Origin of the sequence: Nocardioides aurantiacus (assembly GCF_003752505.1) — a bacterium.
GTDB lineage: Bacteria > Actinomycetota > Actinomycetes > Propionibacteriales > Nocardioidaceae > Marmoricola > Marmoricola aurantiacus.
Map to the genome: position 1 here is coordinate 3,992,516 of NZ_RKHO01000001.1, position 15,090 is coordinate 4,007,605.

Annotated in this window: 13 protein-coding genes; 6 read left to right on the top strand and 7 right to left on the bottom strand. The window is 74.5% G+C overall.

Going from position 1 to position 15,090, the window contains the following annotated elements; translation table 11 throughout:
* Positions 1-5: 5 nt before the first annotated feature.
* The gene (gene ppc / locus EDD33_RS19310) at positions 6-2,693 is read left to right on the top strand and encodes a phosphoenolpyruvate carboxylase (protein ID WP_123392736.1); all 2,688 of its coding nucleotides are present in this window, start codon (positions 6-8) and stop codon (positions 2,691-2,693) included.
* Positions 2,690-3,910 carry an MFS transporter gene (locus EDD33_RS19315; RefSeq protein ID WP_123392737.1) on the top strand — a complete coding sequence of 407 codons (1,221 nt, stop codon included), beginning with the start codon at positions 2,690-2,692 and terminating at the stop codon, positions 3,908-3,910. The genes ppc and EDD33_RS19315 overlap by 4 nt, the downstream gene beginning before the upstream one ends.
* Positions 3,911-4,202: 292 nt before the next feature.
* Here the strand turns inward: EDD33_RS19315 and EDD33_RS19320 are convergent, their stop codons facing one another.
* Both EDD33_RS19320 and EDD33_RS19325 read right to left on the bottom strand, forming a co-directional pair.
* The gene (locus tag EDD33_RS19320; RefSeq protein WP_123393728.1) at positions 4,203-6,740 is read right to left on the bottom strand and encodes a glycoside hydrolase family 65 protein; all 2,538 of its coding nucleotides are present in this window, start codon (positions 6,738-6,740) and stop codon (positions 4,203-4,205) included.
* A 26-nt stretch (positions 6,741-6,766) separates the two neighbouring features.
* The gene (locus EDD33_RS19325) at positions 6,767-7,534 is read right to left on the bottom strand and encodes an HAD family hydrolase (RefSeq protein ID WP_123392739.1); all 768 of its coding nucleotides are present in this window, start codon (positions 7,532-7,534) and stop codon (positions 6,767-6,769) included.
* Positions 7,535-7,674: 140 nt separating this feature from the next.
* On the opposite strand from EDD33_RS19325, the gene EDD33_RS19330 reads away from it, so the two are divergent.
* Positions 7,675-8,073, top strand: coding sequence for a Fur family transcriptional regulator (locus tag EDD33_RS19330; protein WP_123392740.1), 399 nt, complete (start codon positions 7,675-7,677; stop codon positions 8,071-8,073).
* Between the two features lie 3 nt (positions 8,074-8,076).
* Here the strand turns inward: EDD33_RS19330 and EDD33_RS19335 are convergent, their stop codons facing one another.
* Both EDD33_RS19335 and EDD33_RS19340 read right to left on the bottom strand, forming a co-directional pair.
* Positions 8,077-9,048, bottom strand: coding sequence for an MOSC domain-containing protein (locus EDD33_RS19335; RefSeq protein ID WP_211332605.1), 972 nt, complete (start codon positions 9,046-9,048; stop codon positions 8,077-8,079).
* An 8-nt stretch (positions 9,049-9,056) separates the two neighbouring features.
* The gene (locus EDD33_RS19340; protein WP_148077145.1) at positions 9,057-9,368 is read right to left on the bottom strand and encodes a hypothetical protein; all 312 of its coding nucleotides are present in this window, start codon (positions 9,366-9,368) and stop codon (positions 9,057-9,059) included.
* 137 nt (positions 9,369-9,505) lie between these two features.
* On the opposite strand from EDD33_RS19340, the gene EDD33_RS19345 reads away from it, so the two are divergent.
* From EDD33_RS19345 to EDD33_RS19355, 3 genes are read left to right on the top strand one after another with little or no spacing between them, the layout of a single operon-like run.
* Complete coding sequence (locus EDD33_RS19345) at positions 9,506-10,711, top strand: MFS transporter (protein ID WP_246003620.1); 1,206 nt, start codon at positions 9,506-9,508, stop codon at positions 10,709-10,711.
* Between the two features lie 21 nt (positions 10,712-10,732).
* Positions 10,733-11,647 carry an AEC family transporter gene (locus tag EDD33_RS19350; RefSeq protein WP_123392743.1) on the top strand — a complete coding sequence of 305 codons (915 nt, stop codon included), beginning with the start codon at positions 10,733-10,735 and terminating at the stop codon, positions 11,645-11,647.
* A 19-nt stretch (positions 11,648-11,666) separates the two neighbouring features.
* Positions 11,667-12,311, top strand: coding sequence for an HAD-IA family hydrolase (locus tag EDD33_RS19355; RefSeq protein ID WP_123392744.1), 645 nt, complete (start codon positions 11,667-11,669; stop codon positions 12,309-12,311).
* Between the two features lie 8 nt (positions 12,312-12,319).
* On the opposite strand, the gene EDD33_RS19360 is transcribed toward EDD33_RS19355, so the two are convergent.
* From EDD33_RS19360 to EDD33_RS19370, 3 genes are all read right to left on the bottom strand, one after another.
* Positions 12,320-12,991 (bottom strand): hypothetical protein, encoded by a 672-nt coding sequence (locus EDD33_RS19360; protein WP_123392745.1) that lies wholly within the window; start codon positions 12,989-12,991, stop codon positions 12,320-12,322.
* Positions 12,992-13,124: 133 nt separating this feature from the next.
* Positions 13,125-13,913, bottom strand: a complete 789-nt coding sequence (locus EDD33_RS19365) for a siderophore-interacting protein (protein WP_123392747.1) — start codon at positions 13,911-13,913, stop codon at positions 13,125-13,127.
* A 61-nt stretch (positions 13,914-13,974) separates the two neighbouring features.
* The gene (locus EDD33_RS19370) at positions 13,975-15,057 is read right to left on the bottom strand and encodes a CDP-glycerol glycerophosphotransferase family protein (protein WP_211332606.1); all 1,083 of its coding nucleotides are present in this window, start codon (positions 15,055-15,057) and stop codon (positions 13,975-13,977) included.
* Positions 15,058-15,090 lie beyond the last annotated feature (33 nt).

A 15,090-nucleotide genomic window follows, 5' to 3' on the forward strand; every position in this document is an offset into this window, starting at 1 on the left:
CACCCATGTCCGAGCACCTGCCCCACGCCCCCGAGGCGCCGCTGCGCCACGACATCCGGCTCGTCACCTCGATGCTCGGCGAGACGCTGACCCGCACGCACGGCCAGGAGCTGCTCGACCTGGTCGAGAGCGTCCGCCTCGCCGCCAAGGACGACTCGCTCGACCTGCCCGAGCTCGACCTGCCCACCGCGATGACGCTGGCGCGAGCGTTCACGGCGTACTTCCACCTCGCCAACGTCACCGAGCAGGAGCACCGTGGCCGGTCGCTGCTGGAGCAGCGCGGCGAGCACGGCGGGCCGCTGGCCGGCGCGATGCGTCGGGTCCGCGAGGCCGGCACCGAGGCCGAGGACGTCGCCGCCACGGTCGCGCAGGTCGCGGTGCGCTCGGTCTTCACCGCCCACCCCACCGAGGTCGCGCGGCGCACGACGCTCGACAAGCTGCGCTCGGTCGCCGCCCTGCTCGAGGAGCCCGACACCCCCCGCCGCACCCGCCAGCTCGAGGGCGCCGTCGACCTGCTGTGGCAGACCGACGAGCTGCGCATCGACCGGCCCGAGGTCGTCGACGAGGCGCGCAACGGCATCTACTACCTCGAGGGCCTCACCTCGGCGGCGGTGCTCGACGTGCTCGAGGAGCTCGAGGAGCAGCTGGCCGACTGGGGCGTCGAGCTGCCGTTGGAGACCACCCCGCTGCGGTTCGGCACCTGGATGGGCGGCGACCGCGACGGCAACCCCAACGTCACGCCCGACACCACCCGTCAGGTGCTGCGGCTCCAGGCCACCCACGGCATCGCGGTGATCCGCCGCAAGGTCAACGAGCTGCGGCGCACCCTCTCGGTCTCGGTGCGGCTCTCCACGGTCTCCGAGGACCTGCTGGCCCGCACCGAGGAGATGCTCGACGGGCTGCCCGAGGTCGAGCCGCGCTACCGCCGCCTCAACGTCGAGGAGCCCTACCGGCTCTTCCTGACCTGCGTCGACCTGCGGCTCCAGGTCACCGAGCAGCGGATCCGCACGGGCGCGCCCCACCAGCCGGGCCGCGACTACCGCGACGACGCCGAGCTGCTGGCCGACCTCGTGCTGCTGCACGCCTCGGTGCTGGAGCACCAGGGCCCGCTGCTGGCCGGCGGCGACCTGCAGCGCCTGGTCCGCACCGTCGCCGCGTCCGGCCTGACGCTGGCCACCCTCGACGTCCGCGAGCACGCCGAGAAGCACCACCACGCCCTGGGCCAGCTGCTCGACCGCCTCGGCACCCTGGACACGCCCTACGCCGACCTCACCCAGGCCGAGCGCACGGAGGTCCTCGCCCGCGAGCTGGCCGTGCACCGTCCGCTCTCGCAGCAGCCGCCGCCCATCGACGACGACGGCCGCCGGACCGCCGAGGTCTTCGGCGTGATCCGCGAGGCGCTCGACAGCCTGGGCGGCCGCGCCGTCGAGAGCTACATCATCTCGATGACCCGCGACGTCGACGACGTCCTCGCCGCCGCGCTGCTCGCCCGCGAGGCCGGCCTGGTCGACCTCGCCGGCGGCGTCGCGCGGATCGGCTTCGTGCCGCTGCTGGAGACCGTCGAGGAGCTCGAGCGCGTCGAGCCGATCCTCGAGGGCCTGCTCGCCGAGCCGTCCTACCGCGAGCTGCTGCGGCTGCGCGGCGACGTGCAGGAGGTCATGCTCGGCTACTCCGACTCCAACAAGTCCGGCGGCATCGCCACCTCGCAGTGGCAGATCCAGCGGGCCCAGCGGCTGGCCCGCGACGTCGCGCGTCGCCACGGCGTGCGGCTGCGGTTCTTCCACGGCCGCGGCGGCTCCGTCGGTCGCGGCGGCGGTCCGACGTACGACGCGATCATGGCGCTGCCCTTCGGCACCGTCGACGGCGAGGTCAAGCTGACGGAGCAGGGCGAGGTGATCAGCGACAAGTACGCCCTCCCCGTGCTGGCGCGGGAGAACCTCGAGCTGCTCGTCGCGGCCACGCTCGAGGCCTCGCTGCTGCACCGCCGGGACCGTCGTACGCCGGAGCAGGCGAAGCGCTGGGACGACCTGATGGACCAGGTCTCCGCCCACGCGCACCGCCGCTACTGCGACCTCGTGGAGCGCGACGACCTCGCGGAGTACTTCCTGGCCTGCACCCCGGTCGACCTGCTCGGCTCGATGCACATCGGCTCGCGGCCCTCCAAGCGTCCGCAGCAGGACGCCGGCCTCGACGGACTCCGCGCGATCCCGTGGGTGTTCGGCTGGACCCAGTCGCGGCAGATCGTGCCGGGCTGGTTCGGCGTCGGCTCCGGCCTGGCCGCGGTCGACGGGAGCGAGGACGACCTGCGGGAGATGTACGCCGCCTGGCCGTTCTTCCGCACCTTCCTCGACAACGTCGCGATGACGCTCTTCAAGGCCGACCTCGAGGTCGCCGAGCGCTACGTCACGACGCTGGCCCCGGAGCACACCCACGGCATCCTGGCCGTGATCCGCGAGGAGTACGACCTCACCTGCGCCCGGGTCCTGGCCGTCACCGGCGACGAGCGGCTGCTGGAGCGGGAGCCGGTGCTGCGGCAGACGCTGGAGGTGCGCGAGAACTACCTCGAGCCGCTCCACCTGCTCCAGGTGCAGCTGCTCTCGCGGCTGCGCGCCGGCGAGGAGAGCCCCGACCTCGAGCGGGCGCTGCTGCTGACGATCAACGGCATCGCGGCGGGGATGCGCAACACCGGATGACCCCTCCCCGTCCGCGCACTGCCGCGCGTCCGGGGGCGCTGCCGTGGGTCTTCGTGGCCGTCCTCGTGCTGGTCGCGCTCAACCTGCGCTCGCCGTTCGTCGCGGTGGCGCCGATCACCGGCCAGCTGCGCACCGACCTCGGCGTCGGCAGCGCGGCGGTCGGGCTGCTGACCAGCCTGCCCGTGCTCTGCTTCGGTCTGCTCGCTCCCGTCGCGCTCGCGGTGATCCGGCGCTCGGGCATCGCGCAGGCGGTCTCGATCTGCCTGGGCCTGGTGGTGGTCGGCTCGGTGGTCCGCAGCCTCGGCGGCTACCCGCTCGCGGTCCTCGGCACCCTCGTGGTCGGCGCCGCGATCACCGTCGGCAACGTCGTCGTGCCCGTGGTGATCCGCCGCGAGACGCCGCTGCCGCAGGCGGGCGTGGTGACCGGGGTCTACGTCACCGCGATGAACCTCGGCTCGATGGTCGTCACGCTGGCCACCGCCCCCGTCGCGCAGGCCCTCGGCTGGCGCGTCGCCCTGGCCGTCTGGGCGCTGCCCGCGGTGCTCGCCCTGGCCGCGTGGCGGTGGTGGCGCGGGCGGTCGGGGTCCCGGCGGGCGGTCCCGACGGGCGGGGCCGAGCCGGCACCGTCCCCGTCGGACGTCAGGATCGTCTGGCGCACCCCGATCGCCTGGCTGCTCGGCCTGGCCTTCGCCGGGCAGGCCAGCTCCTACTACGCCCTGACCGCCTGGCTGCCCTCCCTGCTGGCCGACGAGATCGGCCTCGGGGCGACCGGGGCGGGCACCGCGTCGTCGGTGTTCCAGGTGTGCGCGATCGTCGGGGCGTTCGGCGTGCCCCTGCTCGCGACGCGGCTCTCGCCCGCCGTCACCATCGCGGTCGTGGGGCTGCTGTGGGTGTGCTTCCCGGTGCAGCTGCTGCTCGCCCCGGAACTCTACCTGCTCGGCAGCGTCCTCGGCGGCGTCGCGCAGGGCGGCGGCTTCGCCGCGATCTTCACCATCGTCGTGCAGGTCTCGCGCACCGACCGCGAGAGCGCTCAGCTCTCGGCGTTCGTCCAGGGCGTGGGGTACGTCGTGGCGGCGACCGGCCCCGCGGTGCTCGGCCTGGCCCACGACGCGACCGACGCCTGGACCGCCCCGGTGCTGATCGTGCTGGGCACCACGGCCACCTTCGCCGTCATGGGCACCCTGGCCGGCGCCTCCCAGCGCCGTTCCCACACCTAGGCGAGGACTACGGAGACGGTGGCAGGTGCCACCCTCTCCGTAGCGCGTCCGGAGCGGTCGGCGCGCCCCGGTGGGCTGGGCCCCGGGGTGGGGTGGCCCACCGGTCGGGCGGGGGCCGAGGGTCAGACCACGCGCGCTGGGTACGTGAGGGGTGGATGCCACCTCGGGTGCGCAGCCCAGGCCCGAGGTGATCGTCCGCGGCATCCCACGTTGGTCAAGCAGCGAGCCACGGAGGTGCCGTGGGTGGTGCCCCGCCACGTCGTCCGCGACGGCGGCGGGGTGCCACCCGTCCTCAGCCCCGGCCGAAGGCGTTGTCGCCCTCGCCGACGACCATCTCGAGGGGCGCGTCCATCTCGGGGGCGACGTCCTCGACGAACATCATCGGCTCGGGCACGCCCGCGGTGATCTTGGTGCCGTCGGCGCGGGTGCCACCGACCTGGGGCTTGTCGCCGAGCAGGCCGTCGATGCGCGGGCCCTGGTCGGCCAGGGCGACCACGAGCGGCTCCTCGACGCAGACCTTGTGCAGCTGGCCGCCGACGCGGACGTGCACCTTCTCCTCGCCCATCGACAGGCAGGTGACCGCGAGCGAGTCCTGGGTGATCTCCACGCGCAGCTGCGAGCCGCGCCACGCGAGCGGGAAGCGCAGCGCGTCCCAGCCCGCGGGCAGGCGGGGGTCGAAGCTGAGCCGGCCCTCGCGGTCGCCCATGCCGGCGAAGCCGAAGACGATGGCGCTCCACACACCGCCGGCGGACGCGACGTGGATGCCGTCGACGGTGTTCTCGTGGAGGTCGCCGAGGTCGACGTAGACCGCCTGGCGGAAGTAGTCCATCGCGACCTCGTGGTAGCCAACCTCGGCCGCCATGATCGACTGCACGACCGCCGACAGGGTGGAGTCGCCGGTGGTGATCGGGTCGTAGTACTCGAAGTTGGCGCGCTTCTGCTCGTCGGTGAAGCGGTCGCCGTGCAGGAACATCGCCAGCACCACGTCGGCCTGCTTGAGCACCTGGAACCGGTAGATCACCAGCGGGTGGTAGTGCAGCATCAGCGGCCGGTTCTCCATCGGCGTCCGCGAGAGGTCCCACACCTCGCGGTCGAGGAAGAAGTCGTCCTGCGGGTGGATGCCCAGGCCCTCGTCGAAGGGGATGGCCATCCCCTCGGCGCAGCGCTTCCAGGTCTCGACCTCGTCCGCGCCCAGCCCGAGCCGGTGCACCAGCTTCTGGTGGTCGACCGGGTAGTGCTCGCGGATCCGCTCGACGACCAGCGCGGCCTTCTCGAGGTTGTAGCGGGCCATCACGTTGGTGAACAGGTTGTTGTTCACCACGGTGGTGTACTCGTCCGGCCCGGTGACGCCGTGGATGTGGAAGCTGGGCTTGCCGTTGGTGCGCCAGAACCCCAGCTCGGACCACATCCGGGCGGTCTCGACGAGCAGGTCGACGCCGTCACGGACCAGGAAGCCGACGTCGTTGGTGGCGCCGACGTACTGCATCAGGGCGTAGGCGATGTCGGCGTCGATGTGCATCTGGGCGCTGCCGGCCGCGTAGTACGCCGAGGCCTCCTCGCCGTTGATCGTGCGCCACGGGAACAACGCCCCGCTCTGCGCCATCTCGCGGGCCCGCTGCCGCGCCGCCGGGAGCATCCGGTTGCGGAAGTGCAGCAGGTTGCGCGCCACGTGGGGCTGGGTGAAGGACAGGAACGGGACGACGTAGATCTCGGTGTCCCAGAAGTAGTGGCCCTCGTAGCCCGAGCCGGTGACGCCCTTGGCCGGGACGCCCTGGCGGTCGGCGCGGGCGCTGGCCTGGGCGAGGGTGAACAGGTTGAACCGCACGCCCTGCTGCAGCTCGGCGTCGCCGTCGAGCTCGACGTCGCTGGTGGCCCAGAACCGGTCGTACCAGCCGCGCTGCTCCTCCTCGTAGTGCGTCACCGAGTGGCGCAGCGCGCGGTCCAGGGTGCGGTCGCAGCGGTCGGAGAGCTCGCGCACGGGCACGCCGCGCGAGGTGTGGTAGCTGACGACCTTCTCCAGCCGGATCGACCGGCCCTCGCGGGCCTCGACCCGGAAGACCGTCTTGCCGAGGTCCTCGCTGCCGCGGACCAGCACCTCGTGCTCGTTCTCGGTCTCGAGCCGGTGGTCGGCGGCGACGGCGATGGTCATCTGCGACCGGGCGCACTGGTAGCCCAGCATCATCCGGTCCTCGGTGGCGTAGTGCATCCGCGGCAGCAGCACCCGCTGGTCGAACGCGGCGGCCTTGCGGGGGTCGGTGCCCTCGCCCATCGCCTCGTACGGCGTGTGGTACTCGTCCTGCCCGTCCTGGCGGTTGAGCAGCTGCGAGGAGATGACGATCGGCGCGTCTCCGGTGAGCATCGTGACCTCGAGGGTCATCACAGCGAGGTGGCGCTGGGTCATCGAGACCATCCGGGTCGACTCGACCAGGACGCGCTTGCCCGAGGGGGTGCGCCAGACCAGGCTGCGCCGGAGGATGCCGTCGCGGAAGTCGAGGCTGCGCTCGTAGTGCTCGAGGTCGGCGGTGCCGAGGATGAGCGGCTCGTCGTCGACGTAGAGCTTCATCAGCTTGGAGTCGGGGACGTTGACGATGGTCTGGCCGGTGCGCGCGAAGCCGAAGGCGGCCTCGGCGTGACGGATCGGCCAGGTCTCGTGGAAGCCGTTGACGAACGTGCCGTGGGCGACGGCGTCGCGGCCCTCCTCGGGGTTGCCGCGCATGCCGAGGTAGCCGTTGCCGACGGCGAACAGGGTCTCGGTGGTGCCGAGGTCCTCGTAGCGGTGGGTGGTCTCCACCAACCGCCACGGGTCGGCGGGGAAGCGGCCGCGGTCCATCGGGTGCGCGATCTTCTGGCGGCGGTTCACGGCGCGTCCTGGGTGGGCGGCACCAGCTCGTCGAGGTCGGCGACGACGAGGTGGGCCCCGGCGTCGGTGAGGGTCTGGACGCCGGCGCCGCGGTCGACGCCGATCACGAGCGCGAAGTCGCCGGCCGCACCCGCACGGACGCCGGAGACGGCGTCCTCCAGCACGACGGCGCGGTCGGGGGTGGTGCCGAGGACCTCGGCGGCGCGGACGAAGGTGTCGGGCGCCGGCTTGCCGGGCAGGCCCTCGGCCTTGGCCACGGCGCCGTCGACGACGGTGGCGAAGCGGTCGGAGAGCCCGGCGGTCTCGAGCACGGCCGGGGCGTTGGCCGAGGAGGAGACCACGGCCAGCGGCAGGCCGAGCGAGCGCAGGTGGTCGAGCAGGCGCACCGAGCCGGGGTAGCCCTCGACGCCGTCGCGCTCGAGCACCGCGTTGAAGGCGTCGTTCTTGCGGTTGCCCAGGCCCTTGACCGTCTCGCGGTCGGCCGGGTCGTCGTCCTCGCCCTCGGGCAGCTCGATGCCGCGCGAGGACAGGAAGTCACGGACCCCGTCGAAGCGGGGCTTGCCGTCGACGTGGGCGAAGTAGTCCGCGTCGGTGTACGCCGCGCGGTCACCGCCGCCGGCGTCGCCCCCGGAGAGGAAGGCGTTGAACATCTCGGCCCAGGCGCGCATGTGCACCTCGGCGGTCGGGGTGACCACGCCGTCGAGGTCGAACAGCACGGCGGCGTAGTCGGACCAGTCGACCGGGGTAGTTGAGTCATGCAGCACCCGAGAAGCGTAGGGGCGATGCGGGTCGGTCGTGACATCGATGTGGACACGGTCACCGCTGGGAGTAGACCACCGGTGCCTCCGCACCGTGCCGCCGCGCCGTCCTCGGGGGCGGCCTCCGGCCTGGCTAGGGTGACGGCGTGACCGACCCGACGCCCACGCCGCGCGGCCGCACCTCCGCCAAGCGCGCGGCGATCGCCGAGACGCTCGCGGGGTTCGAGGACTTCCGCAGTGCGCAGGACGTCCACGAGGAGATGCGCCGCGCCGACCGGCGGGTCGGCCTGGCCACGGTCTACCGCACCCTCCAGGCCATGGTGGAGGGCGGCGAGCTCGACTCGCTGCGCTCGGAGACCGGCGAGGTCACCTACCGGCTGTGCTCGGGGAGCCACCACCACCACCTGGTCTGCCGCGTGTGCGGCAAGGCCCTGGAGGTCGAGGGCCCCGCGGTGGAGACCTGGGCCGCCGCGACGGCCGAGGCGCACGGCTTCCGCGACATCAGCCACACCGTCGAGCTCGTGGGGACCTGCTCGGACCACTGAGGGTCAGGCGCCCAGCCGGACCGCCCGCTGGAGGGTGGCGGCGAGGGCGCGGTCGGCGGCACGGCGTACGACGCCCGGGGGACGGCCCGGCGTCAGGGAGACCTCGTCGCCCTCGTGGACCGGACCCTCGGCCGCCACCTCGGCGTACGCCCCGGCGAAGCGGTCGGCCCGTCGCGCCACCGCCCGCATCACCTCGCGGTCACGGTCGAGGCCGGCCTGGGGCCGCGTGGGCACGACGCACCGCACCGTCGGCGTCACCACGTCGAGCCGGGCGCCGCCGAGCCGGAGGGTGCCGCCGGACCAGCCGTGCTCGGGCAGCCCGGGGTCGGGCGCCCGGTCCGGGTCGGTCAGCTCGAGCACCACGTTGGGCCGGAACCGGCGTACGTCGAACCGGGACCCCGGCGCCTCGGCCGCGAGCGTCGCCAGGGTGGTCGTGGAGAGGAGGTGGACCGGGAAGACGTCGACGTGGCTGCCCGGCGGGGTGGCGTAGCGCGCCAGCCGCAGCAGCGTGGCCAGCGGGATGGCCGGCCGGGAGGGGAGCCGGTCGTCGCGGTCGAGGCCGAGGTCGCGGCGTACGGACGCGGGGGTCTGCACGCCCGCCCGGTGCGCCCGGCGGTCACCGAGCGGCGGCAGCGGCGCGAGCCGCACCCGCCGCCCGAGCAGCTCGGAGAGCCGCTGGTGGACGCGCGGGTCGTCGCTGCCCAGCTCCTCGCCGCCGGGGAGGGTCACCACCACCGGCCACGGCCGGCCCGGCCCGACGTCGGCCGGCGGCTCGCCGTCGAAGCGCGCCTCGCAGGCCAGCAGCCCGGGGAGCCGGCGGGCGGTCGCCAGGACGTCGGTCTCGAGGTCGCGGACGGCCCAGAGCCGGTCGGTGCGTACGCCGCGCCGCCCCACCGTCGCCGCGGGCACCCGGTGGCCGCCCATCGACTTCACCGGGTAGCGCCACAGCTGCGCGACCCGACCCACCGGCTCCACGGCGGCGCTCAGCCGGTGCCGCGGTCGTCGTCCGCGCGGGTCGGCAGGGGTGGGCTGACGAACCGCTCGGTCGAGGCCAGGGCCGCGTCGACCCGGGTGACGCGCACCCGGGTGACCCCGGGCTGGCCGGGGGCGTCGACCACCTCGGCCTGCAGCTCGACCAGGTCGAGCCGGGCGTCGAGCACCCGCCAGGTCACCAGGCTGCCGAAGCCGCCCACCCCCGACAGCGAGCCGCCGTGGACCTGCACGGCCGCCACCAGGGCGGCCGCGACGGCACACGGGCGGCCTACGACGAGGGCCTCGACCACGGGTGCTGGCACTTCGAGGAGCTCCTGGGATCTGCGGGGGAGTGCTGGGGACAGTGAACACCTGTGCTGGTCGTCGCGGCGGAGAATCGGCGAACCGGCGGGCACCCGCCCGGTGCGGCGCCGCGCCGTGGGCCACCTAGGCTCGTGCGGTGTCCGGACCGACCGCCAGCATGCCCTCCCCGACCAGCCGGAGCAGCGCGAGCACGCTCGCGGCGCGCAACGCGGTGGCGCTGACGTTCTTCCTCAACGGGCTGCTGTTCGCGACCTGGGTGTCCCGGATCCCGGAGGCGCGGCGGTCGCTGGGGCTCGACAACGGCCAGCTCGGCCTGCTGCTGCTGGCGATCGCGGCCGGGTCGCTGCTGTCGATGCCGACCTCGGGGGCGCTGATCTCGCGGCTGGGCACCACCCTCGTCGTGCGCGTGGCCGGGCTGAGCGCGCTCGTCGGTCTCGCCCTCGCCGCCGTGGCGATCGGGGTGTCCTCGGTGCCGGTCGCGGCGGTGGGGCTGTTCCTCTACGGCGTCGGCACCGGCGTGTGGGACGTCGCGATGAACGTCGAGGGCGCAGCCGTCGAGCAGCACCTGGGCCGGACCGTGATGCCGCGCTTCCACGCCGCGTTCAGCTTCGGCACCGTGCTCGGCTCGGCCGTGGGCGCGGCCGCCGTCGGGCTCGGGGTGCCCACCGCGGGCCACCTGCCCGTGCTGGCGGTCCTCGCCGTGGCCGTGCTGCTGTCCTGCACCCGGATGTTCCTGCCCGACGAGGACGCGGCCCACGACGGCGACGAGGGGCCGACCCCGTCGTCGTGGTCGGCGTGGACCGAGCCGCGCACGCTGCTGATCGGCCTGATGGTGCTGGCCCTGGCGCTGACCGAGGGCACCGCCAACGACTGGCTGGCCCTGGCGCTGGTCGACGGGTACGACGTGGCCGACTGGGTCGGCGTCGCCGGCTTCGCCGTCTTCGTGACCGCGATGACGGTCGGCCGGCTGGGCGGGCCGGTGCTGCTCGACCGGTTCGGCCGGGTGCCGGTGCTGTGGGCCACGATGGCGGCCGCGGGCGGCGGCGTGCTGCTGATCGTGCTCGGCCAGAGCCTCGCGCTCGTGGTCGTCGGGGTCGTGCTGTGGGGCCTCGGGGCGTCGCTGGGCTTCCCGGTCGGGATGAGCGCCGCGGCCGACGACCCGAAGCGGGCGGCAGCACGGGTCAGCGTCGTCTCGACCATCGGGTACGCCGCGTTCCTCTCGGGCCCGCCGCTGATCGGCTTCGTCGCCGACCACGTCGGCACCCTCGACGCGCTGCTGGTGGTGGCGATCGTGCTGGTGCCGTCGGCGCTGGTCGTGCCGGCCGCGCGGTCCCGCCGCTAGTGCCGGCGACCGGCGGCTGAGGTGGCCCTGCTCAACGGCTTCGTCACCCTCGCGCTCGTCATCGGGCTGGGGGCGCTGCTGGCCCACCTGCGGGTGGTCACCGAGGTCACGCAGCGCGAGCTCAGCCGGCTGGCGTTCTGGGTGGCCTCGCCCGCGCTGATCCTCACCACGATGGCCCGCACCGACCTCGACGCGGCGCTGGTCGGCGGCACGGTCGCGGCGCTGGCCTCGGTCGTGGTCGCCGGCGGCGCCTACGCGGCGTACGCCCGGTGGTGGCTGCGGCGCGACCTCGACGGCCTGCTCGTGGGGGTGCTGTGCTCGACGTACGTCAACGCGGGCAACCTGGGACTCGCGATCGCGGGCTACGTGCTCGGCAACGCCGCGGCGGTCGTGCCGGCGCTGCTGGTGCAGCTGCTGCTCCTGCAGCCGCTCTCGCTCGCCGTGCTCGAGAGCCGGACCCGCGGCCGCACCGGCCTGCTCCAGGTGGCCGGCCAGCCGCTGCGCACCCCGCTCACCCTCGCCTCGGTGGCGGGCCTGGTGCTCGCCGCGACCGGGTGGCGCCTGCCCACCGCGGTGCAGGCGCCGGTCGAGCTCGTCGGGGCGATGGCGATCCCGATGATGCTGCTGGCCTACGGCATCGCCCTGCGGCTCGGTCCCGGCCTGGCCGAGGCGGGCGCCCGTGCCGAGCTGGGCGTCATCGTGGCCTGCAAGCTGGCCGTCCAGCCGCTCACGGCGTACGTCGTGGCGGTGCTCCTCGGCATCGAGGGGCCGGCGCTCGTGGCGGTCGTGGTGACCGCGGCGCTGCCGACGGCGCAGAACATCTTCATCATCGCCAGCCGCTACCGCCGGGCCGAGACCCTGGCCCGCGACTCGGTGCTGCTCACCACGCTCGCCTCGGTGCCGGTGATCGTGGGTGTCGTGCTGGTGCTCGGCTGAGCCCCGTAGCGTCCACCCCGTGACCCACCTCGACGTCGCCGGACTCCTCTTCGACAACGACGGGGTCCTCGTGGACTCGGTCGCCAGCGGCAACGAGGCGTGGACGCAGTGGGCCGGGGAGCACGACCTCGACCCCGACCACGTGCTCGCGCTGATCCACGGCCGCCGCGCGGCGGACACCGTCGCCGGCCTGCTGCCCGCCGAACAGGTCTCCCGGGCCACCGAGCGGATCGACGAGCTCGAGCTCTCCACCGCGGGCGCGACCGTCGCGCTGCCGGGCGCGCTCGCCCTGCTCACCTCGCTCACCGGGGCCGGGCTGCCCTGGGCCGTCGCGACCTCGGCCACCCGCCGGCTCGCGCTGGCCAGGCTGGAGGCGGCCGGGCTGCCCGTGCCCGAGGTGCTGGTCACCGCCGACGACGTGGCACACGGCAAGCCGGCACCCGACCCCTACGTCGAGGCGGCCACCCGGCTCGGGCTCGACCCGGCCGACTGCGTCGTGCTCGAGGACAGCCCGGCGGGCGTCGAGGCGGGGGTCGCCGCCGGCGCCCGCGTCGTCGGGGTGTCGCTGCCCGAGGGTGCCCCCGGCACCGACCTGGTCGTCGCCGACCTGGCCGGGCTGACGGCGTCGCGCGCGGGGTCCGGCGTCCGGCTGGTGCGGGGCTAGTCCCCGGCCTACGGCCGCAGGTCGACCAGCACCGCGGCGAGGTCCTCGCACCCGACGCCGGCGCGGCGGGCCGCGGCCTCGAGCCGGTCGTAGGCCGTGATCGGGTCGGCGCCGAGCCGCACCGAGAGCTGCCCGATGACCCGGTGCACGACGCCGTCGTCGCGCAGCGAGCGCGGTGCGGCCTCGGGCGGGCTGTCCTGCGTCGGCGGCGCCGCGCTGAGGCGGGTGCAGAGACCGGCCCCGTCGAGCAGGGCGTCGAGGTCGTCGGCGACCCCGGCGAACGGGTCGTCGCCGGCGGCGTACAGGTGGACCTCGCCGACGACCACCTCGCCCTCGCAGACCGAGGCGGCGCGGGTGCTGCCCACCCCGGCCGCGGTCGCGCCGCGGGCCAGGTGGGGCCAGCGGGTGCGGCTGATCGTGACGTCGCGGTCGCGGGTCGGGGCGGGTCCGCCGTCGAGGTGCTGCAGCGCGTCGAGCAGCCGCACCCGGCGGGTCGTCGCCTCGAGCGTCACCGGCCCGTCGGGGCCGTTGCGGCACAGGCTCAGCCCGACGAGGTCGGGCACGAGCGCGCGGACGTCGCGCTCGAGCTGCTCGAGATCAGCGGTGCGGGCGTGGGGCCCGTCGGTCCCGGTGGTGTCGGGGACGGTGCCCCCGGTGGTCGTGCCGTTCGTGGTCCTCATGATGTGGGCGCGCGCCGGAGCACGCGCTGGCCTCCCTTCCAGCTCCCCCTGCCAGAGCTGTACCCACCTCCGACGGGGGTGATGCACGCCACAGTCACGCGGGTCGCGCGGGTCGCCCGGGTCGCGCCGCGAGCTAGGGGGCGTCGGCCTCCATCGCCGCGACGAAGTCCTTCTTCACGCGGCGCCAGGCCTCGTCGTCCATGTCGTGGCGCCAGTAGGGCGAGCACGACATCTGCTGCCGGGTCAGGCCGCGCTCGCCGAGCAGGTGGGCCCGGACCGCGCGGATCTCGTCGGCCTCGCCGTGCACGAAGGCGTGCACCCGACCCTCCGGCCAGTCGACCGAGCGGACGGCGTCGAGCAGCGCGTCGGGCCGGTCGCGGTGCACCCAGAGCAGGTCGAGGTCGGCGTCGGTGGCCAGCGGCAGTTGGTGCGCCACCGAGTCGCAGACCAGCCGCACCACGGCCCGGGCGCCCCGGGGCAGCACCTCCAGCGACGCCGCGATCGCCGGCAGCGCCGACTCGTCCCCGACCAGCAGGTGCCAGTCGGCCTCGGGGTCGGGCCGGTAGCCCGCCCCCGGTCCCTCGAGCACGAGCACGTCGCCCGGCTGCGCCCGCGCGGCCCACGGCCCGGCGGCCCCGCGGTCGCCGTGCACGACGAAGTCGAGCGTCAGCAGCCCGCGCGCGGCGTCCCAGGCGCGGACGGTGTAGCGGCGCCGCAGCGGCCAGACGTCCTTCGGGTGCTCGTCACGGACCACCCGGGGGTCGAACACCTCGTCGTACGGCGCCCCGTCGGGCCGTAGCGCCAGGTTGACGTAGGCGTCGGTCGAGTCGGGCATCGTGAACCCCGCGAGCCCCTCCCCGCCGAGGACGATCCGGACCATCCCGGGGGTGAGCCGGGTCGTGGAGACCACCTGCGCGTGCATGACGACGAAGGTAACCCTCACCTGGGTGCGGCTCGCCGTCGGTCGGGCTCGTCGAGACTCCTCAGCCGAGCAGCCCCAGGTGGCGCAGGACGCGGTCGGTGGCGTGGCCGTCCTCGTGGGGGGTGAAGCGCTCGCGGAAGGCGGCGTAGCGCTCGGCGTACTCCTGCTCGAGGCCCGGGAGGTCGCGCAGCGCGTCGAGCAGCTCCTCGGTGGAGCGCAGCACCGGGCCGGGAGCGTCGGGCCACAGGTCGAGGTAGAAGCCGCGGGTGACCGAGCCGTACTGCTCGAGGTCGGAGGCGAGGTAGAGCAGCGGCCGGCCGGTGACGGCCCAGTCGAACATCGTCGAGGAGTAGTCGGTGACCATCACGTCGGCGGCGCAGTAGAGGTCGGCGACGTCGGGCGGGGTGAGCGAGACGTCGCGCAGCCAGTCGTGGTCGTCGACGTGCCAGCGCCCGGCCACCATGTTGTGGGCGCGGAGCAGCAGCACGTGGTCCTCGCCGAGCGCCTCGCCGAACCGGTCCAGCTCGAGCCGCACCGGCACGTCGAGGGAGGTGTCGTAGCCCTCGGCGTCGCGCCAGGTCGGGGCGTAGAGCACGACCGTGGTGCCCGGGTCGATGCCCAGCGCGTCGCGGACCTCGGCGCGGCGGGCGTCGTGGCGGGGCGCGGAGAGCACGTCGTTGCGGGGGTAGCCCGACTCCAGCAGCTCGCCCTCCCACCGGAAGGCCTGGGTCAGGAAGCGGGTGGCGTGCGGGTTGGGGGAGAGCAGCAGGTCCCAGCGCTGCACGTCGCGGTCGAGCTGCTCGAGCTTGCCCTCGGGCGCCCACAGCACGTCCCAGTGCACGGTCTTCAACGGCGTGCCGTGCCAGGTCTGGACGTACGTCGCCCCGGGCTTCTTCTCCCACTCGACCTCGATGTGGCTGCTGGCGAAGACGAGGTCGGCCGACTCCAGCGCCCGCGCCGCCTCGGGGGTCCGGCTCGTGACCAGGGTGACGTCGGTGGGGAAGGTGTGGCGCAGCTCGTCGCGGACCAGCCAGACGTGGTGGAGGTCGTCGCGCTCGGCGCGGAGGCGCTCGTAGAGCGCGCGGGGGCTGTCGCTGAAGCGGCCGTCGAAGCTGCTCCACACGATGGTCGTGGGCGAGTTCACGTGCGGACCGTAGCGGGTCGAGGTGGCCCCGAC